At 40.1% G+C, this 26,012-nt stretch carries 25 protein-coding genes; 14 read left to right on the plus strand and 11 right to left on the minus strand.

What is annotated here, in order from left to right:
- The first annotated feature begins 3 nt into the window (after positions 1-3).
- The 10 genes from cyoC to alr all read left to right on the plus strand — a co-directional run bounded on the left by cyoC (position 4) and on the right by alr (position 8,891).
- Positions 4-624, plus strand: a complete 621-nt coding sequence (gene cyoC, locus FTT88_RS00855) for a cytochrome o ubiquinol oxidase subunit III (RefSeq protein ID WP_078188581.1) — start codon at positions 4-6, stop codon at positions 622-624.
- Positions 624-950 (plus strand): cytochrome o ubiquinol oxidase subunit IV, encoded by a 327-nt coding sequence (locus FTT88_RS00860; RefSeq protein ID WP_078188582.1) that lies wholly within the window; start codon positions 624-626, stop codon positions 948-950. Before cyoC ends, FTT88_RS00860 begins: the two co-directional genes overlap by 1 nt.
- A gap of 10 nt (positions 951-960) precedes the next feature.
- The gene (gene cyoE / locus FTT88_RS00865; RefSeq protein ID WP_180173633.1) at positions 961-1,839 is read left to right on the plus strand and encodes a heme o synthase; all 879 of its coding nucleotides are present in this window, start codon (positions 961-963) and stop codon (positions 1,837-1,839) included.
- A gap of 100 nt (positions 1,840-1,939) precedes the next feature.
- Positions 1,940-4,057, plus strand: coding sequence for a hypothetical protein (locus FTT88_RS00870; protein ID WP_180173634.1), 2,118 nt, complete (start codon positions 1,940-1,942; stop codon positions 4,055-4,057).
- Positions 4,058-4,063: 6 nt separating this feature from the next.
- A complete protein-coding gene (locus FTT88_RS00875; RefSeq protein ID WP_168377858.1) occupies positions 4,064-4,852 on the plus strand; it encodes a DUF3142 domain-containing protein in 789 nt (262 codons plus the stop codon).
- A gap of 157 nt (positions 4,853-5,009) precedes the next feature.
- The gene (gene rpsF / locus FTT88_RS00880) at positions 5,010-5,396 is read left to right on the plus strand and encodes a 30S ribosomal protein S6 (protein ID WP_004696436.1); all 387 of its coding nucleotides are present in this window, start codon (positions 5,010-5,012) and stop codon (positions 5,394-5,396) included.
- 12 nt (positions 5,397-5,408) lie between these two features.
- Complete coding sequence (gene rpsR / locus FTT88_RS00885) at positions 5,409-5,636, plus strand: 30S ribosomal protein S18 (protein WP_004278792.1); 228 nt, start codon at positions 5,409-5,411, stop codon at positions 5,634-5,636.
- Between the two features lie 9 nt (positions 5,637-5,645).
- A complete protein-coding gene (rplI, locus tag FTT88_RS00890; RefSeq protein ID WP_078188585.1) occupies positions 5,646-6,092 on the plus strand; it encodes a 50S ribosomal protein L9 in 447 nt (148 codons plus the stop codon).
- Between the two features lie 237 nt (positions 6,093-6,329).
- Positions 6,330-7,769 carry a replicative DNA helicase gene (gene dnaB / locus FTT88_RS00895; protein WP_078188586.1) on the plus strand — a complete coding sequence of 480 codons (1,440 nt, stop codon included), beginning with the start codon at positions 6,330-6,332 and terminating at the stop codon, positions 7,767-7,769.
- A gap of 48 nt (positions 7,770-7,817) precedes the next feature.
- On the plus strand, positions 7,818-8,891 hold the full coding sequence (alr, locus tag FTT88_RS00900; RefSeq protein WP_180007907.1) for an alanine racemase: 1,074 nt from the start codon (positions 7,818-7,820) through the stop codon (positions 8,889-8,891).
- A gap of 96 nt (positions 8,892-8,987) precedes the next feature.
- Here alr and FTT88_RS00905 read toward each other — a convergent pair whose 3' ends face one another.
- Genes FTT88_RS00905 through FTT88_RS00920 form a run of 4 tightly spaced genes read right to left on the minus strand, consistent with a single transcriptional unit; the run spans position 8,988 to position 12,688 of the window.
- On the minus strand, positions 8,988-9,722 hold the full coding sequence (locus FTT88_RS00905; RefSeq protein WP_180010367.1) for a proteasome-type protease: 735 nt from the start codon (positions 9,720-9,722) through the stop codon (positions 8,988-8,990).
- Between the two features lie 17 nt (positions 9,723-9,739).
- Positions 9,740-10,519 carry a transglutaminase family protein gene (locus FTT88_RS00910; RefSeq protein ID WP_168377742.1) on the minus strand — a complete coding sequence of 260 codons (780 nt, stop codon included), beginning with the start codon at positions 10,517-10,519 and terminating at the stop codon, positions 9,740-9,742.
- Entirely contained in the window at positions 10,516-11,118 is a 603-nt protein-coding gene (locus tag FTT88_RS00915; RefSeq protein ID WP_168377743.1) for an alpha-E domain-containing protein, read from the minus strand. The genes FTT88_RS00910 and FTT88_RS00915 overlap by 4 nt, the downstream gene beginning before the upstream one ends.
- A gap of 22 nt (positions 11,119-11,140) precedes the next feature.
- The gene (locus FTT88_RS00920; protein ID WP_180022011.1) at positions 11,141-12,688 is read right to left on the minus strand and encodes a circularly permuted type 2 ATP-grasp protein; all 1,548 of its coding nucleotides are present in this window, start codon (positions 12,686-12,688) and stop codon (positions 11,141-11,143) included.
- A gap of 260 nt (positions 12,689-12,948) precedes the next feature.
- On the opposite strand from FTT88_RS00920, the gene FTT88_RS00925 reads away from it, so the two are divergent.
- Together FTT88_RS00925 and FTT88_RS00930 are read left to right on the plus strand one after the other, a co-directional pair.
- Positions 12,949-13,947 (plus strand): YafY family protein, encoded by a 999-nt coding sequence (locus FTT88_RS00925; RefSeq protein WP_168377745.1) that lies wholly within the window; start codon positions 12,949-12,951, stop codon positions 13,945-13,947.
- Between the two features lie 840 nt (positions 13,948-14,787).
- Positions 14,788-16,458: an FMN-binding glutamate synthase family protein gene (locus tag FTT88_RS00930; RefSeq protein WP_078188593.1), complete on the plus strand. Its 1,671-nt coding sequence runs from the start codon at positions 14,788-14,790 to the stop codon at positions 16,456-16,458.
- A gap of 444 nt (positions 16,459-16,902) precedes the next feature.
- Here FTT88_RS00930 and FTT88_RS00935 read toward each other — a convergent pair whose 3' ends face one another.
- Genes FTT88_RS00935 through FTT88_RS00950 form a run of 4 tightly spaced genes read right to left on the minus strand, consistent with a single transcriptional unit; the run spans position 16,903 to position 20,667 of the window.
- Positions 16,903-17,946: an alpha/beta hydrolase gene (locus tag FTT88_RS00935; RefSeq protein ID WP_168377747.1), complete on the minus strand. Its 1,044-nt coding sequence runs from the start codon at positions 17,944-17,946 to the stop codon at positions 16,903-16,905.
- Positions 17,946-19,085 (minus strand): YdcF family protein, encoded by a 1,140-nt coding sequence (locus tag FTT88_RS00940; RefSeq protein ID WP_180050617.1) that lies wholly within the window; start codon positions 19,083-19,085, stop codon positions 17,946-17,948. The genes FTT88_RS00935 and FTT88_RS00940 overlap by 1 nt, the downstream gene beginning before the upstream one ends.
- A gap of 22 nt (positions 19,086-19,107) precedes the next feature.
- On the minus strand, positions 19,108-20,142 hold the full coding sequence (gene murB / locus FTT88_RS00945; RefSeq protein ID WP_180005226.1) for a UDP-N-acetylmuramate dehydrogenase: 1,035 nt from the start codon (positions 20,140-20,142) through the stop codon (positions 19,108-19,110).
- Positions 20,143-20,151: 9 nt separating this feature from the next.
- On the minus strand, positions 20,152-20,667 hold the full coding sequence (locus tag FTT88_RS00950) for a low molecular weight protein-tyrosine-phosphatase (RefSeq protein WP_180005225.1): 516 nt from the start codon (positions 20,665-20,667) through the stop codon (positions 20,152-20,154).
- A 118-nt stretch (positions 20,668-20,785) separates the two neighbouring features.
- Between FTT88_RS00950 and FTT88_RS00955 the strand changes: the two genes are divergently transcribed.
- Together FTT88_RS00955 and FTT88_RS00960 are read left to right on the plus strand one after the other, a co-directional pair.
- The gene (locus tag FTT88_RS00955) at positions 20,786-21,946 is read left to right on the plus strand and encodes an iron-containing alcohol dehydrogenase (protein ID WP_168377751.1); all 1,161 of its coding nucleotides are present in this window, start codon (positions 20,786-20,788) and stop codon (positions 21,944-21,946) included.
- A gap of 36 nt (positions 21,947-21,982) precedes the next feature.
- Complete coding sequence (locus FTT88_RS00960) at positions 21,983-22,414, plus strand: thioesterase family protein (protein ID WP_180022006.1); 432 nt, start codon at positions 21,983-21,985, stop codon at positions 22,412-22,414.
- Between the two features lie 21 nt (positions 22,415-22,435).
- On the opposite strand, the gene dnaX is transcribed toward FTT88_RS00960, so the two are convergent.
- The 3 genes from dnaX to FTT88_RS00975 form a co-directional block, all read right to left on the minus strand.
- Entirely contained in the window at positions 22,436-24,655 is a 2,220-nt protein-coding gene (dnaX, locus tag FTT88_RS00965) for a DNA polymerase III subunit gamma/tau (protein WP_180173635.1), read from the minus strand.
- Positions 24,656-24,715: 60 nt separating this feature from the next.
- Positions 24,716-25,447, minus strand: coding sequence for a hypothetical protein (locus FTT88_RS00970; RefSeq protein WP_180010374.1), 732 nt, complete (start codon positions 25,445-25,447; stop codon positions 24,716-24,718).
- A 79-nt stretch (positions 25,448-25,526) separates the two neighbouring features.
- Entirely contained in the window at positions 25,527-25,979 is a 453-nt protein-coding gene (locus FTT88_RS00975; protein WP_180123652.1) for a copper resistance protein NlpE N-terminal domain-containing protein, read from the minus strand.
- Between the last annotated feature and the right edge of the window lie 33 nt (positions 25,980-26,012).

Here is a 26,012-nt window from a genome sequence, read left to right on the forward strand (position 1 = left end):
ACAATGGCTGAAGTACTTCATCACGACAACCACGGACATGACGAACATCATCATCACGATGATACTGACATCACTGTCTTTGGTTTCTGGACTTACTTGATGAGTGACTTGGTTCTTTTCGGGACACTCTTCATCGCGTTCGCTGTATTAAGTAGCCACGTTCCAGTGGGTACGCCAAGTGCACAAGAGCTGTTTGGTGAATCTTTAGGTTTCGTTTTAACTGAAACTTTCGCCCTTCTTATCTCTTCTGTAACTTTTGGTTTTGCTGTTCTTGCAGCATACAAGAAAAATGTTGGTCAAGTTTTAACTTGGTTAGCAGTTACTTGGGTATTTGGTGCAGCCTTCATTGGCATGGAACTTTATGAATTCAATCATTTAGTTCATGCTGGTCATGGCCCAAGCACAAGTGCGTTCTTATCTGCGTTCTTTACTTTAGTTGGTACGCACGGTATTCACGTAACTTCTGGTTTGGTATGGATGCTTGTGTTGATGTTCCAAATCAAGAAATATGGTTTGACACTTCCAAACACTCGTCGTCTTGCTTGCCTAAGCTTGTTCTGGCACTTCCTTGACATCGTTTGGATCTGCGTATTCAGCGTTGTTTACTTGATGGGAGTTATCTAATGAGTCACGATCATAACTCTGCTGGTGCAGCTCACGGTAACGTTAAACAATATACAATCGGTTTTATCCTTTCTGTTCTACTTACCGTAATTCCATTCGGTATGGTAATGGCAGGTGGTTTTAGCCGCGGTCTATTGGTTGCCGTAATCGCGATTACTGCGGTTGCTCAGGTTCTTATTCAGTTAGTGTACTTCCTGCATATGAACTCTTCTTCAGAGCAACGCTGGAACGTGATTGCATTTGTTTATACAATCCTCACAATTGCTATCCTTTTAGTAGGTTCTGTGTGGATTATGAACTACCTTCACTTCAACATGATGATCTAAACTGGTCGTCATGCTGAAAAAGTATTTATTCCTGACTAAACCAGGAATTCTCTTTGGTAACTTTGTTACCGCTTTGGGTGGCTACTTTGTAGCTGCCCAAGGTTCTGTAGATTTCCTTCTGTTGCTTCTTACCCTCTTAGGCACCCTCTTTGTGGTCGCTTCTGGATGTGTTGTCAATAACGTTATTGACCAAGACATCGACTCAAAAATGCAACGCACACAAAATCGTGCGATGGTTAAAAAATCAATCTCGATTCCTGTTGCTTTAGTTTTTGCTTTAGTTTTAGGTGTAATTGGTTTTAGCATTTTATGGTTCTGGGTAAATGCTTACGCTTTTCTTTTTGCTGTTATTGGTTTTGTCGTATACGTTGGTTTTTATAGCTTATGGACAAAACGAACAACAATCCATCAAACCATTATCGGCAGTCTTTCTGGCGCAGCGCCACCTGTAATCGGGTATACGGCTGTTGCAAACCAGTTTGATTTAGGTGCATTACTGATTTTTATTGGTTATGCATTTTGGCAAATGCCTCATTCTTGGGGAATTGCTGTTTACCGATTTGATGATTACAAAAATGCAGGTATTCCAATTTTACCTGTAGCTCGTTCAATTCACCGTACCAAAGTTGAGTCTTTGGTTTATGTGTTTTTGTTCTGCATGACCATGAATGGTTTATACTTTTATGGTTATGCCAATTGGATTTATATGATTATCCTGAATGCCTTAAGTCTGTATTGGATTTATTTAACCATTCAAGGATTCAAAGCTGAAGATGATCAAATTTGGGCAAAACAATATTTCATGTTTTCAGTCAAATTGATCACAGTGATTAGTTTAATTTTTAGTTTCACTTCCACTGCCCCTCTAAAGCCAATTGTATTTTTTTAAAAAGATAGAGTTTTACTCTATCTTTTTTATTTCTAGGCATCTTCAATCAACTTTCCCTACTTGATATCATTGCACCTACAATTATAAATAACTGTGCCTTATGTCTTCTCAACAAAAAATTCTTCGCTCTGCTCTTTTCACATCATTTATTCCTTTTGGCATTTTCTTTAGTGCACACAGTCATGCAGGTATGGATGTCTATTGTGAACCTTCGACAGAAATTCAGACCAATGCCTATACTGCATGCAATGAATTGCCTGCGCTCACGCCGGCAAATGACAATCAAACCAATATGCTGCTGTTGCTTAGCGATTTAGGTATTGCCAAATTTAATATTCAAGAAGAAAAATCCACTTTATGGACAACTAGCTATAGCAAAGTTCCTTTTGAAGTTTCCAGTCTTTTAGTGAATAGCCACAATAAATTGCCAAATGCGCGCAAACCGCTAAAAGCACCAGATTTAAGTTATAACGAACATTGCAATAGCCTGCAAAATGGTGCGCACGCGTTTATTCAACAAGTCAAAACGGACACTAAGCTTTCAAGCAGTGAAAAAGACATGTTGATCCATGAGCGTGAAAAAATTAATAATTGTGAAAACACATTAGCTTTACTGAGCGTGAATCCAAATTGGTCTGCCGCTGCACGTCAATATGTATCCTATCTAAATGCAACGATCTCTTTTTATAATGCTAACTTTTCCACAGCGACTAAGATATATTCAGTACTAACCAATGTTGATCAAGCGTGGTTAAAAGAAACTTCTCAATATATGCTGATTCGTAGCACCTTAAATGAAGCCTATCAAAGTGGTGTTGGTGAATATGGTGATTTAGTACATGACAAACTCAATCAAAACTTATTAACCACTTTTTTTAATAACATTACTCAGTACTTTAAGCTCTATCCGCAGGGTCAATATGCAGCAAGCGCACGCGGTTTATTAAGACGTGGTTTTTGGCTGAGTGGTAAACACGATTTACTGATCAATGAATATGTCTGGCAAATCAATCATCCAACATCTAGCGTCTATAATTTAGAATTGCCAAATCTACCTTATGAATTAGATCGACATGTTTTTCAAAGTAATAGACTCAATGTCAAAAATTTGAAAGATCCATTTTTTCTTAGCATTTATGACCTTATGCATATGCGCAAAAAAGAAACGGCAGATGATGTGGTCATTTCATGGGCTGAGTTAAACGCACAGAAAAATTATTTTAAAGATTCACCAGAACTGTTCCAGTATTTGCAGGCAAATCACTTATTTTATGTGCAAAACAAAGCACAAGAAGCACTCAAATATCTGCCACAACGAGCACCGAGCAGCATCAACAGTTATCTACAGTTGAGTCAGTTACTACTTAAAGGCCGTATTCTGGAAGCTAGTGGGCGAAATCAGGCCACTCAAAAATATTGGGAAAACCTACTTTCCATCAGCAAAACCGCCGAACAACGTGGATTGGCTGAACTTATGCTGTATCGTTACTATGCTCAACAGCAAAATACTGCACAATTTATTGGTTCTTTAGCCAAAATCAAGCAAGCTTATCTACAGCAACAATATTTAGTCGATGCAGCGAATGAACAAAGTTTAATGTCTGTGGTCAAAAATAACGTAGCCACACAAGATCAAAAAAATGTAGCGCTTTATACCCTACTAAATAAGTCATTGGCTTATCAAAACTTTGATTTATTTAACCAAGCGTACCGTGAATTACCAAGCAACGCGGCTCAATTTAATACTGAACAAAACACTGCGGAGAAGTTTCGCAATCAGCCATCATTTGCAAATTTCTTATGGAAAGGTGCAAGCGTGAGCAATTCGATTAAATGTCCTGACTTGGCAACTTTGACCCAACAATTGCAAGTCAACCCAAAAGACTTGAGCCTTAATTTATGCTTAGGTGAATATGCGCGTAGTTCACAAGCCTATACCATACTAAATCTCAACTACCTGCCTGATCATTCACTGCAAAGTTTCAAGGGGACTTATTTTGCCCGTGGCGATGTATATAAAAACATTATTAAAACAGGGACAAAATCTGAATTAACGGCTTATGCGCTGTACCGTGCCATTCAATGTTATGCGCCAAGTGGCAATAATGAATGCCAAGACAAAGATGTAAATAAGTCGGTTCGAAAACAATGGTTTGATCAAATCAAACGCGACTATCCAGAAACCAGCTGGGCTAAATCTCTAAAATATTATTGGTAATTGATGATGATTTTGCAGGTGATCAAGTGGTCAAGAACATTTCGACTTTTGCTTATCTTGAGTATAGGTTTGTGCTCTGCTTGCACACCTGCCCAATCTGGAAAAACACAACAGGCTCAAACCAAATTACAGCAACGTGTTGATGCAGCACATTATTCAAGTTTTTGGATTTGGGGCAATATTTCTAGTAGCCCCTACTTACAGCAAGCCACGGAGCTCTATATTTTACAAGGTGAATTGAATTGGAATAAACCTTTAAAACGATCCGAGTTTATCCCTCAAGGCATTCAAGTCCTCCATAAACCACAGCAGAAAATTTGGATTGTAATCCGTAGCCATCATTTACAATGGTCAAATAGCAATATTCAGCAAATTTTGCAGCGGCTAAAACATTGGGAAAATAACGGCAATCAGATCCAAGGCTTACAAATCGATTTTGACGCAAAAACTAAAAACATTCATCAATATGCCTTATTCCTTGAAAATATACGAAAGCAACTACCTCAAAAATATCGTTTAAGCATTACTGGTTTAATGGATTGGACAAATATTCAAGATCAGCAAACGCTCAGTGTTTTGCGACGCAATATTGATGAGATCGCTATTCAAACTTATCGTGGTAGTGTCACGATCGAGAATTACACGAGCTATTTGAATAAAGTCTCAAAATTGAAACTACCTTATAAAATAGGCCTTGTACAAAATGGCCTTTGGCAAGCACCCAAACATTTAATTCAAGATCCTTATTTCAAAGGTTATGTGGTGTTTTTATTGCGTACCGCTAATCGGCCTTAAACCATAAATAATTCATGCATTTTAAATCCATGCCTTGTATTTCAAACCTAAACGCTCTAGAATTCACGCTTCGCAATTATTGCGACACAACTTTGGTTGTGACTCCTTGCTTCAATCAATTAATGATTGGGGCTGCCTAAACCGTAAGGAGCTGACAATGCGTCACTACGAAATCGTACTATTGGTACATCCAGACCAAAGCGATCAAGTTGTGGGTATGGTAGAACGTTACCTAACTCACATCAAAGAAGCTGAAGGTCAAATCCACCGTCTTGAAGACTGGGGTCGTCGTCAATTGGCTTACCCAATCAACAAGATCCACAAAGCTCACTACATTCTTATGAATGTTGAGTGTGGTCAAACTACTCTTGATGAGCTAGAAGAATTGTTCCGTTACAACGATGCAATCATTCGTAGCCTTATCATCCGTCGTGAAAACGCTATCACTGAAGAGTCACTATTGGCTAAGAGTGCTGAAGAAAAACGTGCGCGTAAAGCTCAACGTGAAGAAGCACAACAAGCTCAAGACTCTGCTGAAGCATAAGGAGAACATAACATGGCACGTTTTTACCGTCGTCGCAAGTTCTGCCGCTTTACAGCTGAGAACGTTACGTACATCGACTACAAAGATATCGACACTTTAAAACAGTACATCACTGAAAACGGCAAGATTGTTCCTAGCCGTATTACAGGTACTAAAGCTCGTTACCAACGTCAATTAGCGCTTGCTATCAAACAAGCTCGCTACTTGTCTTTGATCCCTTACACTGACAATCATAAGTGAGGTTGAGCTGTGGATATTATCTTATTACAACGCATTAAAAACCTTGGTAAATTAGGCGATAAAGTTTCAGTTAAAGCTGGTTACGGCCGTAACTTCCTTATCCCTCAAGGTAAAGCAGTTGCTGCTACTGAAGCTAACACTGCTGCATTTGAAGCTCGTCGTGCTGAACTTGAGAAACAAGAAGCTGAAGTATTAGCTGCTGCTCAAGCACGTGCTGACCAATTGAACGAAGTTAACATCGTAATCACTGCTAAAGCTGGTGACGAAGGTAAACTATTCGGTTCTATCGGTACTCGTGACATCGCTGACGCGTTAACTAATGCTGGTCTTGTTGTAGACCGCGCAGAAGTTCGTTTACCAAATGGTGCGCTTCGCAACACTGGTGAATTCAACATTGCAATCCAATTGCATCATGATGTTGTTGCAGAAGTTCTAGTTACTATCGTAGCTGAGTAATTTCTTGCAAAGAAAAGAGCATGCTTACGCATGCTCTTTTTTTATCTGTAAAAAATAGTGCTCCACTTTTTTACATTTTCAACTCTTCATTCAATTCAATGTGTGACGAATTAATCGGAAATACTTGTTCGCATTTCTGTAGAAAACGCCTATCATTTCAGTTTAATGAAGAGTTGAAAAAACTGTAATTAGCACCCATTTCCATCACATTAAATGGTTTCAGCATCAGGGATTTTTATGTCACAGGCGAATGCCAGCAAGCCAAACTCTACGCCAACAGCAAAAACGACAGAACAAAGTTCGTTGAAAGAGTTTCGTACCCCACCCCATAACCTTGCGATTGAACAAGCTGTGCTTGCTGCACTGATGACCGTTGCAGAATCATTTGAGCAAGTGGGTGATGTACTGACTGAAGCTGATTTTTATGCGACCCGTCATAAATATATTTTCCGAGCAATCGATCAACTATCAAAAGATAGCTCACCTTATGATGCGGTCTTAGTCAATGACTGGCTAATTAAACAAAACTTGCTCGATGCTGCTGGTGGCGAAGAATACCTGATGCAACTGATGTCAGATTCACCTTCTAGTTTCTATAACCTTGAAACTTATGCTGCAAAAATTAAAGAGTTTTCAACTTTACGCAGCATGATTAAAGTCAGCTCGGAGATTTTACAAAATGCCTATGACACCAAAGGTCGTACGGTCAGTGAAATTTTAGATCTAGCAGAAACTAATATTTTCTCTATTGCCGAGCAACACAACAACAACGCCAAAGCTCAAGGCCCTAAAGCCATTAACTCTGTCGTTGCTAGTGTATTTGATAAGTTGAATGAACTTTCTCAAACTGAAGGCAGTATCACGGGTTTAACCACTGGATTTGTAGAACTTGATAATAAAACCTCAGGTATGCAAGCAGGCGATTTGATTATTGTGGCGGCCCGTCCATCGATGGGTAAAACTACTTTTGCCATGAACTTGGTTGAAAGTGTGCTGTTTAATAACAACCTGCCCGCTCTGGTTTATTCCATGGAGATGCCTGCAGACTCAATTGCCATGCGTTTGATATCCTCGTTCGGTCGTGTACACCAAGGGCATTTACGTGCAGGTAAAATGGATGCAGATGAATGGTCGAAAGTAACCAGTACCATTGTGCATCTCCAAGAAAAGAATTTGTATATCGATGACTCGTCTGCACTACCTCCAACGGAAGTACGTGCCCGCGCGCGCCGAATTGCCAAAATGCACGGCGGTAAACTTGGCTGCATCATGGTCGATTACTTGCAGCTTATGAAAGTACCCGGTATGGGCGATAACCGTGTTGGCGAGATCTCAGAAATTTCCCGAAGCTTAAAAGCACTGGCTAAAGAAATGCACTGCCCAGTAATTGCACTGTCACAGTTGAACCGATCACTGGAAAACCGTCCTAATAAACGCCCAGTGATGTCCGACTTACGTGAATCAGGTGCAATCGAGCAGGATGCCGATTTGATCATGTTTATTTACCGCGACGAGGTTTATAACAAAGAATCTAAAGAAGCGGGTACTGCAGAAATTATTATTGGTAAACAGCGTAACGGTCCAATTGGTACTGTGCGTCTTGCCTTTGAAGGTCAATACACCAAATTTAGTAACCTCTCCCCTGAGTTTTATGCTCAGTATGATGATGAAGAGTAAAGACTTTTTATCATCCATTAATTCATCGACCCTGTAGGAGTATTTAGGGTGCGCCAAGCTACAGTTTATATTGATCAACAAGCACTTCAATATAATTTAAACCGTGTCAAACAACTTGCCCCAACCGCTAAAATTGTAAGTATGGTGAAAGCCAATGCTTATGGACATGGAGTTAAAGACTGCTTAGCAGCCTTAAAAGACAGTGATGCCTTCGGTGTTGCCTGCCTAGAAGAAGCCTTAGAAATTCGTGAACTGGGTTATGAACAACCCATTACGTTGATTGAAGGCATTTTCTCAGATGATGAAATGCAAATTATCATCGATAAAAAAATTGAATGTGTGGTGCATCATCAGCAACAACTAGATTGGTTACGTGCGCATAAAGAGGCCTATATCGCTCAAGGTCTGAAAGTTTGGGTCAAACTCAACAGCGGTATGAACCGTTTAGGTTTTAAAGTGCCTGAAATTATTGATGTCATTAATGCTTTAAAGGCGGAAGGTTTTACTTGCGTACTGGCGATGCACTTTGCCAATGCAGACGCAGAAAATCATCCTTTAAATGACCAACAACGTGAACAATTCTTACACGTAAAAGAAGCTTGTGCGCCAATCATGGGTTCGTGCTGTAACTCGGCTGCGATTTTCAAATGGCCAGAACTGAATTTTGATTTTGTTCGCCCAGGCATCATGCTATATGGCGCGACACCTTTCTCAGACCGTTCTGTAGAAGCATTAGATCTTAAACCGGTGATGACCTTTACCGCTGAAGTGATTGCTTTAAATACCATTCAAGCTGGTGAATCTGTGGGTTATGGATCGACTTTCGTTGCAGAACAAGAAATGAATCTTGCGATTGTGTCGATTGGTTATGGTGACGGTTATCCACGTGCCTTCCCTAAACAAAACTATGTATCCATCCATGGACAGAAAACGCGTGTGATTGGCCGTGTTGCCATGGATATGATTGCGATTGATATCACCGGTATGCATGCACCGATAGGCACTGAAGTTGAGCTTTGGGGCAAAGATCGTCTGGTTGATGACGTTGCAGAAGCGAACGGAACCATTGGCTATGAATTATTATGCCGTATGAGCGCGCGCCCTGTACGTAAATTAGCTTAATTACGCCAAATCAAAAAGCCCAGATCAAATCTGGGCTTTTTTTTATCTCGCTTTTTTTATTCACTTTTTAAATTGATCGATTTGTTGATCAAATGGTTATTGAAAATAGTCAGCTGTTGGTTTTGCCAATTCAATCAAACCCTGACGCAATGCTTCTGACCAGCCTTTACTGATCATGGTGAAATATGGGTCCTCTTCATAAATGCGCTTACCATTTGGTATTTCTAAACTGTCCTTTTTATAAACCAAAGCATCTAAAGGCATACCTACAGATACATTTGAGCGTATCGTTGAATCAAAAGAAATTAAGCTACAACGCATTGCTTCATCGAGTGGCATATCGTAACGCAAAGTTCGGTCGAGTATCGGCTTGCCATATTTGCTTTCGCCAATTTGAAAATATGGGGTATCAGGTGTTGCACAAATAAAGTTGCCTTGTGGATAGATGTTATATAACTGCATATCCGCACTGCCAATTTGACCGCCTACCAATAAACTACAGTAATAATTACTTTGTTCTAAAGTATCTGATGTGACATCTGAGATGACTTTTTTTAAGGTATGCCCGACCAATTCAGCCACTTCGAACATCGTATTTACACTATATAAATTCGGCTCTTGTTTGACCTCTAGCTGATTTTGTAAATGCCCAATGACCGCTTGTGTTGTGGCTAAATTTCCAGAGGTTTGGATGGTAATAAATCGCTCACCCACAATACCAAAGGAATAAAGTTTGCGAAAAACTGAAATATGGTCAACACCTGCATTTGTCCGTGTATCACTGATAAATACCATGCCATCTTTTAACCGTAATGCACAACAATAGGTCATTTTTATCCCTCAAATGATTAACAACTCAGCACTTGTACAATTGAGCTCATAGACTCAATACCACCTTTATCACGAACGCCTCGAACTGGAGCTACATCCCAGTAGTCCCGCCCAATCGCAACATAAATATGTGATTGTGGTGTAAATAGCTGATTACTGACATCAAAACAATACCATTTATTTTCGATATAGACTTCTACCCAAGCGTGACTGGCAAGGTGGCTACTATTCGGCACAAATAAATACCCAGAAATATAACGTGCAGGAATACCCAAATAGCGACACATTGCGATCATGACATGGCTATGATCCTGACATACCCCTTGCTTATGATGAAAAGCATCAATCGCTGAAGTATGTACCGATGTTTGATTCGATACATAGGGAATATGCGCCAATATCGCTTCAGCCAAACGAATCAGATTGGCACGATTGATACGAGGGACATAGCAATCGGCAAAACTTTTCATGTGAATATCGTACTGCGTACTCGGCGTTGGCTGTAAAAACAATTTCGGGTTTAAATCATCCGCATTTGAATCATTTGAACTCAAATTCATCTCTACGATGCCCTGCGCCATAATGGTCATTTGCAGATAAGGTTCGCGCTGCGTTGTGGTCAACCACACATTACCAAAAGTATCCAATTGCATATCACGCTGCCCCGGCACACTCACATCCCAATTTTGCACCTGTTGGTGTGCATTGGTGGACGGGGTCATTTTGATATATTGAATGCTTCTGTTTACCACATCAGTGTAAACATAATGGGTCTGATGGTTGATCATGAGCCTCATACAGCCACCTCAAACATATTTTGGATATGATCACTGAAATGGTAGAAGTTTTGGCTATTCGGCTGCTGTTTAAGTGCCAACCATGCCTCTTGCACGCTTTCCCATCCAAACTGAACCAAAGCCATGACAATATGTTCAATCTTCGCTAGGGTGTGTTGAATGTCCTGCTGCATGCGTAACTGGCGATCAAGCTGCTCTATGGCTTGTCCTAAACTAAAAAATAAAAATACATCTTCAGATTCGGACTCTAAAACATCTTGGCAATCTGTTACCACGTCACAGATATAACCTGGGTTATCACTCGCATTACGAATTAAACGGCTGAGTTCTGCATAACTTTTTGCTGAAAGTACACCCCTTAAGTCCTGAATATTACTTTGCGCATATTGAAATTGGCTGGAAAATGACGCCGGCTGCTCCGCATTTAAAACTAACTCATTCATTGAGTCGGCATCAAATGCTGGCAAACAAAAAGCATGTGCATAGTTCAATGCCGTATCAACATCTTGAAAAGGGAAAATACTGCATAAATATTGAGTACGTGCTAAATAACGCCCCAACCAAAAAATATGTTCTGCATTACTGTTTAATAAAATCATGTTTTGCTCCTTCACTGGAGTGCTATGAGCGTAAATCGTCTACTACCCACGTATCTTTAATGCCGCCGCCTTGAGAAGAATTCACTACCAATGAACCTGCTTGCATCGCGACACGAGTTAAGCCACCCGGTACAATTTCAGTTCGATATGGTGAACTCAGTACAAATGGGCGTAAATCGATATGGCGTTCCGAAACACCCGCCTCACTTAGGGTTGGGCTGACAGATAAATTTAAAGTCGGCTGTGCAATATATAAATGTGGTGCTGCGGCCACTTTATCTTTAAAGCTATTTAATTCTTGTAAAGAAGCTTGTGGACCGATCAGCATGCCGTATCCACCTGAACCCTGTGCTTCTTTGACCACCAATTTTTCGATATTCGACAGCACATAATCCAAGTCGTTCTGCTCACGACATTGATAGGTCGGCACATTTTTCAGGATCGCTTGTTCGCCTAAATAGAAATGAATCATTTTATCCACATATGGATAAATCGATTTATCATCTGCTACGCCTGTTCCCGGTGCATTTGCAATGACCACATTATGCTGCATATACGCTGACATGAGCCCCGCTACGCCCAAAGTACTGTCAGGTTTGAAACATAATGGATCGAGGAAAGCATCATCCACACGACGATAAATTACATCAACCTGTTGTCGACCTTTGATGGTTTTCACATAAACCTTATCGTTTTCTACATAAAGGTCACGCGATGTCACTAAGGGTACATCCATCTCCCTTGCCAAAAAGGCATGTTCATAATACGCACTGTTAAAACGCCCTGGGGTTAAAACCACGATAAACGGGTTATCGACGTAGGCATTTTCTGCAAGAATTTCACGTAAAAGCTGCGGATACTGCTCAATCCCCATGATGTTGCTTTGCTGGCAAAGTTCAGGCATCAGTTTTTGACTGATCTTACGGCTTTCTAGCATATACGACACACCAGACGGTGTTCTAAGATTATCCTCAAGGACGTAAAATTCGCCTGATTGATCTCGGATGATATCAATGCCACTGATTTGGCTATAAATTTTACCTTTTAGCCCATGCATATACATTTGTGGCAAATAGGCTTCATGGGTTAAGACTTGCAGTTCAGGAATAATTCCTGCTTTTAAAATATCTTGTTGATGATAGACATCATGTAAAAACAGATTGAGTGCTTTCACGCGCTGTGCGCAACCTAGAGATAAATTATTCCATTCCTTTCGTGCAATCACACGCGGAATAAGATCATAAGGTATGGTGCGTTCAATGCCCTCATCTTCGCCATACACTGTAAAAGTAATGCCTTCATAGAGAAAATGTTGTTTTGCAACCTGATTTAGTTGCTTCAATTCATCAAGCGTATGCTGTGATAACCACTGCTCTATCCGTTGGCATGATTCTTTAGCTACCGTTTTGCTGTCGCGCATTTCATTAAAAAAATCCGAATTGAATTGATTAAACAGCGCATATCCTCGAGCAAGTGGTAAAGTTTTTAATGTAGAGACAGAAGTATTAACCAACTTTGCCTCATAACCCTCAATTCCATTTGAAGTTGTATTACGATTTTCTTTCAGCATAGCAACTCCATGTTTTTGTCATGTTTTGTAAATCAGATAAAGCAATATATATGCCATCAATACATATGCTGCTTCTCTTTGATTATTTACGCATCATTTTTGCAAAGTGGTACAGCATGTAACTGCTCAAGTTGTGTCAAATTGCGTTATTAAAATCATCTTAGTTTTTTTAGATGAAGACTTGCTTAACGCAGGAAGATTTCTTATTGTGTCCCACAGCATCATTTTATTCATTTAAGTCCAAGTTCAAGCACTAGATTATGTCTTCACAAGAAAAAGAAACGTCGAACAGCCTCTATCGTCAGTGGCAAATTCTTTCACGACTGTCCACAGGTAAGTGGATGGGTACCCGTGAATTACAAGAAATACTGAACCGTGAAGGCATTGATATCAGCCTACGCACCATTCAGCGTGACTTAAATCAAATTTCTCTACGTTTCCCAATTGAGAGCAGTAAAACAACGCCGCAAGGCTGGCGTTGGCGTTCTGATGCACCGATTCAAAGCCTGCCTCATATGACCAGCTCACAAGCGGTCACCTTTATGATGGTTGAGGAGCATCTAAAGCATTTGCTTCCGCCAAGCTTAATTGAAGAAATGAATCCTTGGTTTGACCTCGCACGTCGAAGTCTGTCGTCGCAAAATAATGTCCGTCAGTGGATTAACCGCGTGCGGATCGTGCCAGCTACTCAGCCATTGATTCCTCCTGTGGTTGAAAAAGTCGCACAGCAATCGATTTATGAAGGCTTACTACAAGACAAACAACTGGAATGTCTATATCAAGGTCGTGGACAACAAAGCGAAGAAAAGACCTATATTTTAAATCCACTGGCGTTGGTCCAAAAAGGTGCAATTATTTATTTGGTGTGCACACGTCATGACAAAACAGACATCCAAACCTTTGCTTTACATCGTTTTAAATCAGCTACAGTCTTAAATTCACGTGCATTACACCCTGTCGATTTTGATATTGATGCCTATATTGACTCTGGAGCGCTTGGCTTCCGTGTGGACTTCAATAAGCCGACTGAAATGATTCAGCTCAAATTAACCATGTCGGAATCAGAAGCAGTTTATTTTGAAGAAAGTCAGCTAAGTAAAGATCAAGTGATTCAAAAAACCGAAGATGGCTGGGTTGAAGTTAGTGCAACAGTACCATTTACCTCTCAGTTAACATGGTGGCTGCGTAGTTTTGGGAAAAAGATTCAGAAAATTGAACCTGAAGAAGTCGCTATAGTTGTACAACAACGCAATGATTAAACCGATCTAAGGTTTTCTACTATCTTAAATACTAACTAATGTTACGCACATAAAAGTAATTTCGCATTTTAAAAATGATTTTTAAGTCTATTCGACGGAGTCTTACATCTAGGGTTTAAATAAAGGAATTAGCCTTCGGCTGGAGGTACTTTTGTTTCGGCAAAAGTACCCAAAACCATTGTCATCCGCAAAACTCGTTCACTAACGTCTACTTATTCAAAGTATCGCAAAAACATTTTTAAATAAATGTAGTCCTGTCTCAAACACTTGCGGATGACCTTACCGCGTATCATTCTTTTATTTGAGGTGACAACTTCTAACGCATAATGAATATCTAGTACATTATTTATGCTTAGATTTTCCCTTAAAATATCAACACATAAAAAAGTCCCAACGCTAGGACTGGATAATTTCTTAGAATATTTTTGTAATTTTAGTCGTTTAGGTCAAAGGAACTACAGCATAAGTATCTGCTGAATACCTTATGCCGTAGCGCTAATTTCTCATGGCTATAATCAATTACTGACATAGGCAGGCTAGGTCGGCATTATTATAACGAATAGATTTCATAGTCATATTCAGCACCTCGTGTTTAGAAAGTAAAATCACTTTAACCTCCATTTTGTACACTGTGAAATAACAAGAACCGCGCTACTTTTCATAAATTTTCTTAAAGAACATTCCTGCTTTTCTTATCTGATTTGGATTTAAATGAAAAATTCATCCAACTTCAGTGCTGCTTTTTATAAATGCTACACTGAATCAACAAATTAAAGCTTGAGCATTGTGCATAAACTCGGCAAATTATGAGCAAATGAGCTGAATAAGATTTTTCAAAATATGGCCAGTCCAGCGCAAACTATTCGCCACAAGCTACTAAATACTTTTTTTTCTCGGCATTCCATTTGGTTTGCTTGTATTTTTATCTTCCTACTCATTTCGAGTTTTCATTTAGGTTATTCCCCTCGTTATATTCAATATTTTATTCCACAAACCTTATTGAATAGTATCTGGGTCATTACTGGGCTTTTGAGTTTATTGGGTTTGTATGACGTCATACAAAACAAACATTCGATCTTAAAAAATTACCCCATCATGGGGCACTTTCGTTTTCTATTTGAAGAATTTCGACCTGAAATTCGCCAATATTTTATTGAATCTGATCAAGATGCACTGCCCTTTTCTCGTATGCAACGTAGCTTGGTCTATCAACGTGCAAAAAACCAAAATGCAGATAAACCATTTGGTTCAATTGTTGATGTTTACCAAAATGATTACCGCTTTATCAATCACTCCTTGTCACCTTGCATTCCTGCCATTCCTGAAACATTCCGTATTAACATCGGTAATGAACAATGTAAGCAACCGTATAGCGCATCGATATTAAACATTTCTGCGATGAGCTTTGGTAGCTTAAGTGCCAATGCCATTCGTGCCTTAAACTTAGGCGCAAAAATGGGCAATTTCTACCATGACACCGGTGAAGGTAGTATCAGTCCGTATCACTTAGAAAATGGTGGCGACATTGTCTGGGAACTCGGTAGTGGTTACTTTGGCTGTCGTACGATTGATGGTCAATTCGACCCTGTACGTTTTGCTGAACAAGCCAAGCACCCTCAAGTCAAAATGATTGAGATCAAATTATCTCAAGGTGCAAAACCAGGCCATGGTGGCATTTTACCTAAAGACAAAATTTCCGAAGAGATTGCTCAAATCCGTGGTGTCAGCCGTGAACATGACTGTATCTCTCCATCTAGCCATCCTGCCTTTAGCACCCCTATTGAAATGATGCAATTTATTCAGCAATTGCGCGAGCTTTCCGAAGGTAAACCTGTAGGCTTTAAACTGTGTATCGGGCAACCATGGCAGTTTATGAGTATCGTAAAAGCTATGTTACATACGGGGATTACACCTGATTTTATCGTGGTAGATGGTTCTGAAGGTGGGACTGGCGCAGCACCGATAGAACTGATTGATAATATGGGGACACCCCTGCGTGAAGGCCTACTCTTTGTCAATAACACCCTAATTGGTGCAGGCTTACGTTCAAAAATTAAAGTCGGTGCCAGTGGAAAAATTATTAGTGCCTTTGATATTGCCAGTACCATGGCAATTGGTGCAGATTGGGTGAACTCAGCTCGTGGCTTTATGTTTGCAGTCGGCTGTATTCAAGCTCAAAGCTGTCATACCAACCAATGTCCTGTTGGCGTTGCAACGCAGGACAAAGACCGTCAAAAAGCTATCCATGTTCCGACCAAAGCAGAACGTGTTTTTAATTTCCACAAAAATACCTTGCATGGCTTATCTGAACTTATTGCCTCAGCAGGTTTACAACATCCATCAGATATCCGTGCGCACCATCTAGCGCAGCGCATTAATAACCGTGAAATTAAAAACTATGCACAGCTACATTTTTGGTTAAAAGATGGGGAGCTACTCAGCTGTGAAAATAAAGATGAGGAAAACTTCTATTTCCGTATGTGGAATATGGCCCATCTAGAAAAGTTCTAATCCTTACCGCATAAAAAAGAGGCGACTACGCCTCTTTTTTTTCGTCTAGATCAATAACACTGATTCATTTATAAACGTCCTGATTAGTAACTAATGTTACGCAGTAACACCAGAAGCGCAATTTGATTCAAATAAAAGAACGATACGCGGCAACGTCATCCGCAAGTGTTTGAGACAGGACGACATCTAATCAAAAAAGTTTTTGCGATAGTTTGAATAAGTAGATGCTAGTGAACGAGTTTTGTCAGTGAGGTGCATTGCACCGCAAGATGGTTTCCTTGCGAAGCTTTGCTTCTCATTTTGCCTAATGAGAAACAATGTTTCGTAAGAGTACCTCCAGCCGAAGGCTAATCCTTTTATTTAATCTCTAGATGTAAGACTCCGTCGAATAAAATTAAAAATCATTTTAAAAATGCGTAATTACTTTTACGTGCGTAACATCAGTTAGTAATAAGACTTACTGTTGGATTGAGCATGCAAGAATGCCGGGATCAAACCTGTTAATGCAGCACGAATATCGGCACGTTCATTAATCAGCTGATGTGAACCTTCTTCAAGCATGAGAAGCGTCTGTAAACGGAATTTACGACGTATAAACTCAATGTTATAACGCCAATCCACCGTTTGATCCTGTGCGCCTTGAGCTAACCACACTGGAATACGACACGCAGGTCGTTCTTCCATTTCCTGCATCCATTTTGACATGGCCAAAATCCAATCCATCCCCATCATTCGAGGTTGTAGAGGATCCTTTAAACGTACAAAACGTAAAAACTCAGGGTTGTGATTATTCCGTCTAAAATGACGTGGCACTTCACGTTTAATACGACGAATAATGCCTAATCCAACCGAGTTATGCCACCATGCCGTTTTTGCAGGACGAATCAGCGGAGATAATAATAAAACCCGTTCGACATAAGGGTTTTTGCGATGTTCAGCAAAATCTAACAGATGATGCAGCCAAATCGCACCACCCGTACTCTGCCCAATCCCTAACCACGGTGTCGGTAATTGAGCTGCATGTTTCACATAACGATATACCGCTTCCAAAACTTGTTGGTAATGGTCAAAGTTTTGAATACTGGCTGGCGAGCCATTGCTTAGACCATGCCCCGGTAAATCATAGGTCAAAACACTAAAACCTTGATCTAAGAGCTCACGAATAATCGGCTGATATATTCCACTATGCTCTAAATAACCATGTAATAAAAATACAGTGCCTTTAATGACATCTGTTTCAGCCTTTAGTTTCGGTTGAAACACTTGTACATGTAGTTTGAACAAAGGCATTTCTACATAGCCTTGCCAATGTTCGCAGTTCAAGGCATCTAAGCCGTAGAGTCGTCGATAAGATTGTATTTCGACACTAGGCTCAAACGGCCGATTTAAATTTAGCGGTTCTAATAATTGTGGGGTTAATTCTCGACTTGGAACAGGAAGATCTAATTGTTTAAGGATCGAAGGATTAAGAAATGGGATATCTGACATTATGGGACCTCCCGACAGTCACTTGAGCCAAACCAAACGTCACGTAAGGTAGCTAATAATTCATAATTGGCACGACGACTATGGTCATAATTTTTTTCACTTGGTCGCCATGTGGTTAATGTCGTTGGCATAGGTGCAACAACAGGAATGGTTTCGATACCATTTAATGCAAATAAACGCCGTGTTCGAGGCATATGATATTGGTCGGTGATTAAAATAACCGTCGGTGCGCCGCCTTTTTTCTGTAAAAGTAACGAACTAAAGCGTGAATTTTCGCAAGTATTCATACTCCGGTTTTCAAGCAATTTCGCATCGACATCATATTGCTTTAACCAAGCTTGCATATACGGTGCTTCCACACCACTCAGTACAATCGGTAGCTTATGTGTGCGTTCGACATCGAGTGTTTTTTCCAGTCGAAGTCGTGTGTAGTCATTCACCACGATATCTTTATCATTTTTATCTAAAGTTAAGCCACCACCTAACACCACGATCGCATACGGATCTGCGGTTGGCTGCTTCAGGGTTTTATCTTTCATTTTGGCTAGATCAAGATAGGTTTCATCATCGATCGGTTCCGCTTCTGAAGCAGCTTGTTCAATTTCATGAGTTTTTAAGAACTCTGTATATTGCGTCATGAGTCCTTTATTTTCCGCACTATTGAGTTCGAGCAGCTCTTTCATTTTTTGAGCAGGATTTTCCGCCATTGCTTCAGAGGATGCCGCCTCGGATGCAGAAGGATTCAGCAAAGGAACTTTCGGTATGTCCTTTTGATTATCACTTATTTCTTTTTCATGTTCTTCTTCAATGAGCTGCTGTAAAGCCTTATAACGCGCTTGTATAAGGGTCAAGTCTTGAGGCTCATCAGACTGTATGGCTTGCTCCATGAGTTTTAAATACGCTTGGCGCGCGATCCATAAGTCAGAACCCGGCTCATAATTATCATCATCACTCAAAGCACCGAGTTTTTGACTTTGCGCTGCGAGCTGATTGACTTCTACAGGAACGAAATAATTTAAACTTTTAACGATCAATTTAGAATAAAACGGCGTATAGATAAAAATCATCAGACAGCCCAAAAGTACAAATAGCACTGCGGCAATTTGTACTAAGCGAACCATCCAATGTGTTTTATGCATAAATCTAAAACCTATGTTTTTATTAATCTGCGTGAGATCGAATCAAGCCATTTGTATCAAATAATACAGGCTCTGGATGTAGTTCAATATTAAATTTTTCAAAAACATCATGTTGTACAGCTTTGTAAGTTGTACGCACATCTTGCAGCGTGGCGTCTTGGTAATTGACCAATACCAAAGCTTGCTTATGAAACATTCCCACTGAACCCACAGATTTCCCTTTCCAACCCGCTTGGTCAATCAACCAGCCCGCTGCCAGTTTTACCGCATTATTCGGTTGTGGGTAATGGGGTAAATTTGGAAATTGCAGCGCAATTTGGTCAAAGGCTTGCTGGCTAATCACAGGATTTTTAAAGAAACTTCCGACATTTGGAAATTCTTTGGGATCTGGAAGTTTAGTTTGGCGGATATGAATGACTTGCTGTTGTAGGTTTTCTGCACTTAAGTCTTCGCTTACAGCCTGCTTTAAATCACCATAATTTAATTTTAAATCGGCGTGTTTTAAAAGTTTAAAAGTGACATGCGTAATAATAAAACGCTCTGGCTCATCTTTAAAAATACTATGGCGATATGAAAAATGACAATCGGCAGCGCTAATACTACTTTGCTGTTTTTTTACACGATCATAGACCTGTACAGATTCAATAAATTCACCCGCTTCAACACCATAAGCCCCGATATTTTGGACAGGTGAAGCCCCTACTAAACCGGGTATCAATGCTAGATTTTGTAAGCCATAAAACTGGTGTGCCGTCGTCCAAAGTACAAAGTCATGCCACACTTGCCCTGCACCCACTTTTAAAGTTTGGGTTGCGGCATCGTCTTGTACATATTCAATACCTTGAATATCCATATGCATCACTAAAGCATGTATTTGCTCAGGCAACAGCATATTACTGCCTCCTGAAAGTACCAATACATTTAATTGCTCAGCTTTGGCAAAGTCGAGCGCTGCTTGGATATCTTCTACCGATTGAACACGTACATAATGAGATGCTACAGCATCGAGACTTAATGTATTAAATGGCTTAAGCTGAACCTGTGTTTGAATTTGCATTCTTAAACCTTAATTTTTTTGCTGTGCTTGTAACTGAGTTTTTAAATAATTGACCCAAGCCTGACTGCTAGATTCGCATTGATCTAATACATGTTCAAACCCTGCATCACCACCATAGTACGGATCTGGTACTTCTTGTTGCGGATATTGGTGATCATGTTGACTCATCAAAGACACTTGGGCACGTAGCTGACCCAATTGTTGCTGCGCTTTTTGCATGAGGTTTTGAATATTGTCTAAATTTTCGTAGTCCATGGCCAAGATCAAATCAAATTTAATAAAATCATGAACCGTTAACTGACGTGCGCGTAATGCAGATAAGTTATAGCCACGTAATTTTGCATGCTGTTGACTACGAAGATCAGGCGCTTTACCCGGATGATAATTGCTCGTACCCGCAGAATCGACGTGAATATTGAGTTGCGCTTCATCACAAAAATGTCTAAAAACCACTTCAGCCGTAGGTGAACGGCAAATATTTCCTAAACAAACACACAACACCTTATATGGCGTGCTGGATGACATAACAACCTCAAGACTACTTTTATTTCAAGCGTCTTATGTTAAGTTATTTACAGGATGAATCCTATATCAACACTCAAGAATAATGTTTATTTGGATATAAAAAATTAGGGATAAGCCAATGAGTCAATTTCAGTTTCAAACCGTCAGCAATATTATTTCAGGCTTAGGCTCTATTTCCCAACTGAGAGAGGTCCTAGACGACTTTCAAGCCAAACGTGTCATGCTTGTGACCGACCCCGGTATGTTGCAACAACAATTACATTTACCCATTTTGGATATTTTAGAAAGTATCCATCAAGATTATGTGATTTATTCCAGTATTCAAGCTGACCCTGCAGAACATATAGTTTTAGATGCAGTTCAATTTGCCAAGAATGAAAAAGTGGATTTGATTATTGGTTTTGGCGGTGGCAGTTCAATGGATGTAGCTAAAATTATTGCGATCTTGGCTCATCCTAAGCAAACACAGCAGATCAGTGATTTATATGGTGTAGCTAATGCAAAACGACCACGCTTACCGCTCATTTTGATTCCGACAACGGCAGGGACCGGCTCTGAAGTCACACCAATCTCTATCGTCACTACAGGTGAAACCACCAAAACAGGTATCGTCTCCCCTGTACTGTATGCCGATGTCTGTATCCTCGATGCGAACTTTACATTAAATCTTCCCGCACATATTACCGCAGCGACAGGTATCGATGCCATGGTGCATGCCATTGAAGCCTATACGTCAAAAATTAAAAAAAATCCGTATGCGGATATGCTCGCCAAACAAGCTTTGCGTTTATTAAATAAAAACTTAGCACTGGTTTTACAAGATGGACATAACCTCGAAGCGCGTCAGCACATGCTAGTCGGTTCAATGCTTGCAGGTCAGGCCTTTGCTAATGCACCAGTTGCAGCGGTGCATGCACTCGCCTATCCACTCGGTGGACACTTTCATCTCTCGCATGGTCATACCAATGCACTGGTTCTCGCTGAAGTGTTAAAGTTTAATGCACCTCAGGCCAAGCAGCATTATGCAGAACTTATGAGTTGGCTAGACCCATACAGTACGGGCTGTACCGATGGTTTATGTGATTTATTTATTGATCATATGCAAAATCATTTAGATCAGAGCGGTTTGGTGCTTAAACTCAGTCAACTCAATGTGCCTGAAAATATGCTCGATCGTTTAGCAGAAGATGCGCTATTACAAACACGACTATTACAAAATAATCCGCGAGAACTGCAGTTTGAAGACGCTCGCCAGATTTACCAATCAATTTATGCCTAAAGTTCACTCATTTTTGAAATAAAGAAAATACCAACGATGAAACCTGAAACTAAACACCGCCAAAACTATCGTTTTTTATTTCCAATCCAAACGCGTTGGGCAGACAACGATATGTATGGCCATGTCAATAATGTCACTTATTACAGCTATTTTGATACCGCTGCAAATGCGCTATTGATTCAACATGCCGGTTTTGATTTGCGAAATACCCCGATCATTGGTTTAGTGGTCGATTCAGCCTGCAGCTTTTTACAAGAACTGTCCTATCCAGAAATCATTGAAGTTGGAGTTGCGATTGAAAAAATTGGTAATTCTTCACTGCGCTATGACTTAGCCATTTTTAAACAAGGACAAAATGAGGCTGCAGCTCAAGGACATTTCGTGCATGTATTTGTTGACCGCCAAACACGAAAAAGCACCTCGATACCCGAAGATATGCGAGATGCTTTAACTCAATTTTTACTTTAATTTTTATATCCAGCTTGAAACTTATTTGAGCTGGATATTTTGCAACTCACCATCAAAGCTTTTGAGTAAGTCTTTCACAACAGGCTCAGCATGTAATAACTCATTTGCACGTGCAAAGGCTTTTTCCTTGCGGACATGTTGTAAAGCAAACGGTGTGGTTTCTTCGACATCTTCAAAGCTGATATGGAAACGACATTTTGACCATTGTGCATGAATGGCTTGTTCCAATACATGCTGCAATTGAGTCACTAAAGCTTCGTATCGCTTTGGAATATGGAAAGTCGATTCACCGTCAATCGTACCGCGCATGATGCCATGCTGAGCCAACTCTTGTACCGCAGGTGAAAGTTGACTATTTCGGAACCAATACTCCCACTTTTCGACCGTCCACTCACCTTCAAGGGTTTGAGGCTGTAAAGTCAAAATATCTTGTGGCATCAAGGTAGAAGATGAACCCGTTTGAACAGCATCCGAAGAAACGGAACTTTGCGTAACTTGTGCTGATGCTAGATCAAAACCATTGTCACCTTGAGCACCCGAAACTGATTCATTCACCACATGTTGTGGTTCAATGGCATTGATCAAATGTGGCTGAGCTGTTTCAGGCTCTACACTTTTTGACTCTAAAGCTGTTGGTTCTAAAGGTGCAATATCTTCAAAATTTATAGCGCTCACATCAACTTCTTCAGTTTCAGTACTCGGCGTCGGATCTAAATCAAATAATGTGTCTTCTGCCACGGCATCCATAACAAGCGTGTCATTTTGCTGTGTCGATACAGACTCAACCGGTGCAACCTCTTGCGTATCTAGAGTGCCATTTGCTGTAGATGCTGTAGAAGTTTGGCTTATTGCGTCTTCTTCAGGATCATCTAAAAAATCATCAGATGAAGGTTCATCGACTGCAGGTGCAGAAACATAGCCATCATCGTCATCATAATGTGAATCATCAAAATCATCGAAAGCTGGCGATGTGTCTACAGCGGGTACAGCTTCAGGCTGCTCAACAGTGGCAACCTGTGCAGCAGACTCAACAACGGTATTGGGTTTCTGCAAAGACTGTGTTTGAGTCGGCTGAACTGTTTCGGCCTGATTTTGAGCAAGCTGTGGCTGTGCGGCTGACTCTTGCTGTACGGCAGAGACCAACATTTCGTTTGGCTGTAATGGTCGGAATGCTAATAGACGTAGCACACACATCTCAAAACCTTGCTCTTGCGTGACTGCCAACTGCAAGTCTGCCCGACCTTTGCATGTGACTTGATAATACAACTGCAAATCTTGAGCTGAAATCAACTGCGACAATTGCATAATTTTTTGATTGATCTCAGCGCTATATTTCAACGCTAAGTCTGGCAAGTATTGTAATAATGCCAGTTCATGTAACGTTGAAATCAACTGATCTAATACCAGCGAAACATCCAGCGCTTGTTGACGGAATTGCATGAGTAAAGCACTCACGCGTTCACGCTGATTTTGATGAATGGCTAAAATCAAATCATAAATGATCGTACGGTCAATTAGGCCCAACATGTCTTTAACATCTTGGTGCTGAATTGAACCTTGACCATAGGCAATGGCCTGATCGGTCAGTGACAAAGCATCACGCAGTGAGCCTTGTGCCGACTCAGCAATTTGCCAAATCGCATCTTGCTCTGCTTGAATTTGTTCTTTTTGTAAGATATCTGTCAAATGCGATGTGATTTCATCCACGGCTAAAGGACGCAAAGTAAATTGCAAGCAACGTGAAATGACAGTAATCGGTAATTTTTGTGGATCTGTGGTTGCAAATAAGAACTTCACATGCTCTGGCGGTTCTTCGAGAGTCTTTAATAACGCATTAAATGAATGCGTAGAGAGCATATGTACTTCATCGATTAGATAAACCTTGAAGCGACCTTGCGTTGGTGCATAAGGAACGTTGTCGAGAAGTTCTCGGGTATCTTCAACTTTGGTCCGTGATGCCGCATCGATTTCAATTAAATCAATAAAACGACCTTCATTTACTGCTTTACACGTTGGGCAGACTTCACAAGGCGTTGAGGTTACACCTGTTTCACAGTTCAGACATTTTGCCAAAATACGGGCAATGGTGGTTTTACCCACGCCACGAGTACCTGTAAATAAATACGCATGATGTAACCGACCACGTTCTAAGGCACTGGTAAGTGCGCGTGACACATGGTTTTGCCCCACGAGTTCAATGAAATTTCGTGGACGGTATTTTCGTGCAAGTACTTGATACATGTATGCTCCTTTTTACAGGTGTAAGCATACTGTTTTTTTGTCTAAGAGTGAATGAAGTTCTTAGTCAGTGGAACTAATTCGATCAATATCTTCGAATTTAACGACTTTAATATTTGATTTATTTTCTGAATCATTAAACAAGATTACATTACCTTGAAAACTGTCCAGAACATACCATTTATTTACGTCTTTGATTTTCAATGTAGCTACAGGCGACTTCTTTATATCATTTAATTTTAACTGTGCAGAAAAACAGGTAGCAAATATGGCAAGAATGGTTAACACCAAAAATTTAAGTGGTTTATCTCTGCGCACTTCATCATCGGTAAAAATATTGAGAGTTATACCAATTAGAACAGCACCCCATAGCATTGAAGTTTGACCAATAAAGTTATTTACATAGAGCGTAATTAGCCCACTAACACATACAATAATGACAAATATAGCTTGTAGCAGCTTATGCTTTTTTAAAAACTGTTCGATTTTTTCTTTCAGCTCTGCTTCCGTAATATGATTAGAAACTAAAATTTTCTTTTTAGGCTTACTTTTGCAATATTGTTTAAATAAAAATTTATAGAAATCTAATAGAACACCAACTACGGCTATGACTGAACAACTTAAGACTAATACCTTAATAATTTCAAAAATATAAAATGATGGAGATAAAACAGACATTATCCATATAGCATCTAAAGAGTAATAGAAAAATGCATTCGAAATAACAGAAATTGTGAGGGCTGCTATGGATAAAATTCCAAATAACTCCGTAATTGATAATTCTTTTTTTATCATTATTTATAAAAATTAGACTATAAAGTGGTTTTTTATCATGACTGACAAACTACGTAAAGAAAGAACGATTTAATTATAATTAAGTCTCTGCCCGCTTAAGCAAAAAATCACTCTGCATTTGATAGCGTTTCGCCGTCTGGTCTTCCCGAATTTCAAGTAATTGCTGATCCAAATCTACATACAAAAGATTACGCGTTTGTACATTCATGAGTTCCAGTTGCTGCTTTGATTCATCTTTAAAACGAATTACACCTTTCAGGACTTCAACGTCGTTATGACCACTTAGACTTTCTCGAGTAAGTGTATAGGTTTGGTCTTCATGTAGCTCAAGTGCCACAGCCATACCGGGACAATCTTCACAACGAGAAAGACAGCCCATACACGGCGTTGTACCTTTAAAATCACCCACCCATGCAGCTTGCTGTTTTTCGGCAGTAATCGCTTCTATCTCTTTTGCTTTCGTTTGAGTTGAATCCTGACAACCCAACATTGCCGACGTTGCTACTAAGGGAATCAAAACAACTTTTTTCATAGGGATATCACAGCAGTCTAAAACTGCGAGGGA

This window comes from Acinetobacter sp. YH01024 (assembly GCF_013420195.1).
GTDB classification, from domain to species: domain Bacteria; phylum Pseudomonadota; class Gammaproteobacteria; order Pseudomonadales; family Moraxellaceae; genus Acinetobacter; species Acinetobacter amyesii.

Bases quoted from the DNA above. Each gene is read 5' to 3' on its own strand.
- FTT88_RS00930 (WP_078188593.1), top strand. From the start codon at position 14,788: ATGGCCAGTCCAGCGCAAACTATTCGCCACAAGCTACTAAATACTTTT.
- FTT88_RS00920 (WP_180022011.1), bottom strand. From the start codon at position 12,688: ATGCTGAAAGAAAATCGTAATACAACTTCAAATGGAATTGAGGGTTAT.
- FTT88_RS00960 (WP_180022006.1), top strand. From the start codon at position 21,983: ATGAAACCTGAAACTAAACACCGCCAAAACTATCGTTTTTTATTTCCA.
- FTT88_RS00910 (WP_168377742.1), bottom strand. From the start codon at position 10,519: ATGAGGCTCATGATCAACCATCAGACCCATTATGTTTACACTGATGTG.
- FTT88_RS00955 (WP_168377751.1), top strand. From the start codon at position 20,786: ATGAGTCAATTTCAGTTTCAAACCGTCAGCAATATTATTTCAGGCTTA.
- FTT88_RS00975 (WP_180123652.1), bottom strand. From the start codon at position 25,979: ATGAAAAAAGTTGTTTTGATTCCCTTAGTAGCAACGTCGGCAATGTTG.
- FTT88_RS00950 (WP_180005225.1), bottom strand. From the start codon at position 20,667: ATGTCATCCAGCACGCCATATAAGGTGTTGTGTGTTTGTTTAGGAAAT.
- FTT88_RS00970 (WP_180010374.1), bottom strand. From the start codon at position 25,447: ATGATAAAAAAAGAATTATCAATTACGGAGTTATTTGGAATTTTATCC.
- FTT88_RS00940 (WP_180050617.1), bottom strand. From the start codon at position 19,085: ATGCATAAAACACATTGGATGGTTCGCTTAGTACAAATTGCCGCAGTG.
- dnaX (WP_180173635.1), bottom strand. From the start codon at position 24,655: ATGTATCAAGTACTTGCACGAAAATACCGTCCACGAAATTTCATTGAA.
- FTT88_RS00935 (WP_168377747.1), bottom strand. From the start codon at position 17,946: ATGTCAGATATCCCATTTCTTAATCCTTCGATCCTTAAACAATTAGAT.
- FTT88_RS00860 (WP_078188582.1), top strand. From the start codon at position 624: ATGAGTCACGATCATAACTCTGCTGGTGCAGCTCACGGTAACGTTAAA.
- FTT88_RS00905 (WP_180010367.1), bottom strand. From the start codon at position 9,722: ATGACCTATTGTTGTGCATTACGGTTAAAAGATGGCATGGTATTTATC.
- murB (WP_180005226.1), bottom strand. From the start codon at position 20,142: ATGCAAATTCAAACACAGGTTCAGCTTAAGCCATTTAATACATTAAGT.
- FTT88_RS00875 (WP_168377858.1), top strand. From the start codon at position 4,064: ATGATTTTGCAGGTGATCAAGTGGTCAAGAACATTTCGACTTTTGCTT.
- dnaB (WP_078188586.1), top strand. From the start codon at position 6,330: ATGTCACAGGCGAATGCCAGCAAGCCAAACTCTACGCCAACAGCAAAA.
- FTT88_RS00870 (WP_180173634.1), top strand. From the start codon at position 1,940: ATGTCTTCTCAACAAAAAATTCTTCGCTCTGCTCTTTTCACATCATTT.
- rpsR (WP_004278792.1), top strand. From the start codon at position 5,409: ATGGCACGTTTTTACCGTCGTCGCAAGTTCTGCCGCTTTACAGCTGAG.
- FTT88_RS00915 (WP_168377743.1), bottom strand. From the start codon at position 11,118: ATGATTTTATTAAACAGTAATGCAGAACATATTTTTTGGTTGGGGCGT.
- cyoC (WP_078188581.1), top strand. From the start codon at position 4: ATGGCTGAAGTACTTCATCACGACAACCACGGACATGACGAACATCAT.
- FTT88_RS00925 (WP_168377745.1), top strand. From the start codon at position 12,949: ATGTCTTCACAAGAAAAAGAAACGTCGAACAGCCTCTATCGTCAGTGG.
- cyoE (WP_180173633.1), top strand. From the start codon at position 961: ATGCTGAAAAAGTATTTATTCCTGACTAAACCAGGAATTCTCTTTGGT.
- rpsF (WP_004696436.1), top strand. From the start codon at position 5,010: ATGCGTCACTACGAAATCGTACTATTGGTACATCCAGACCAAAGCGAT.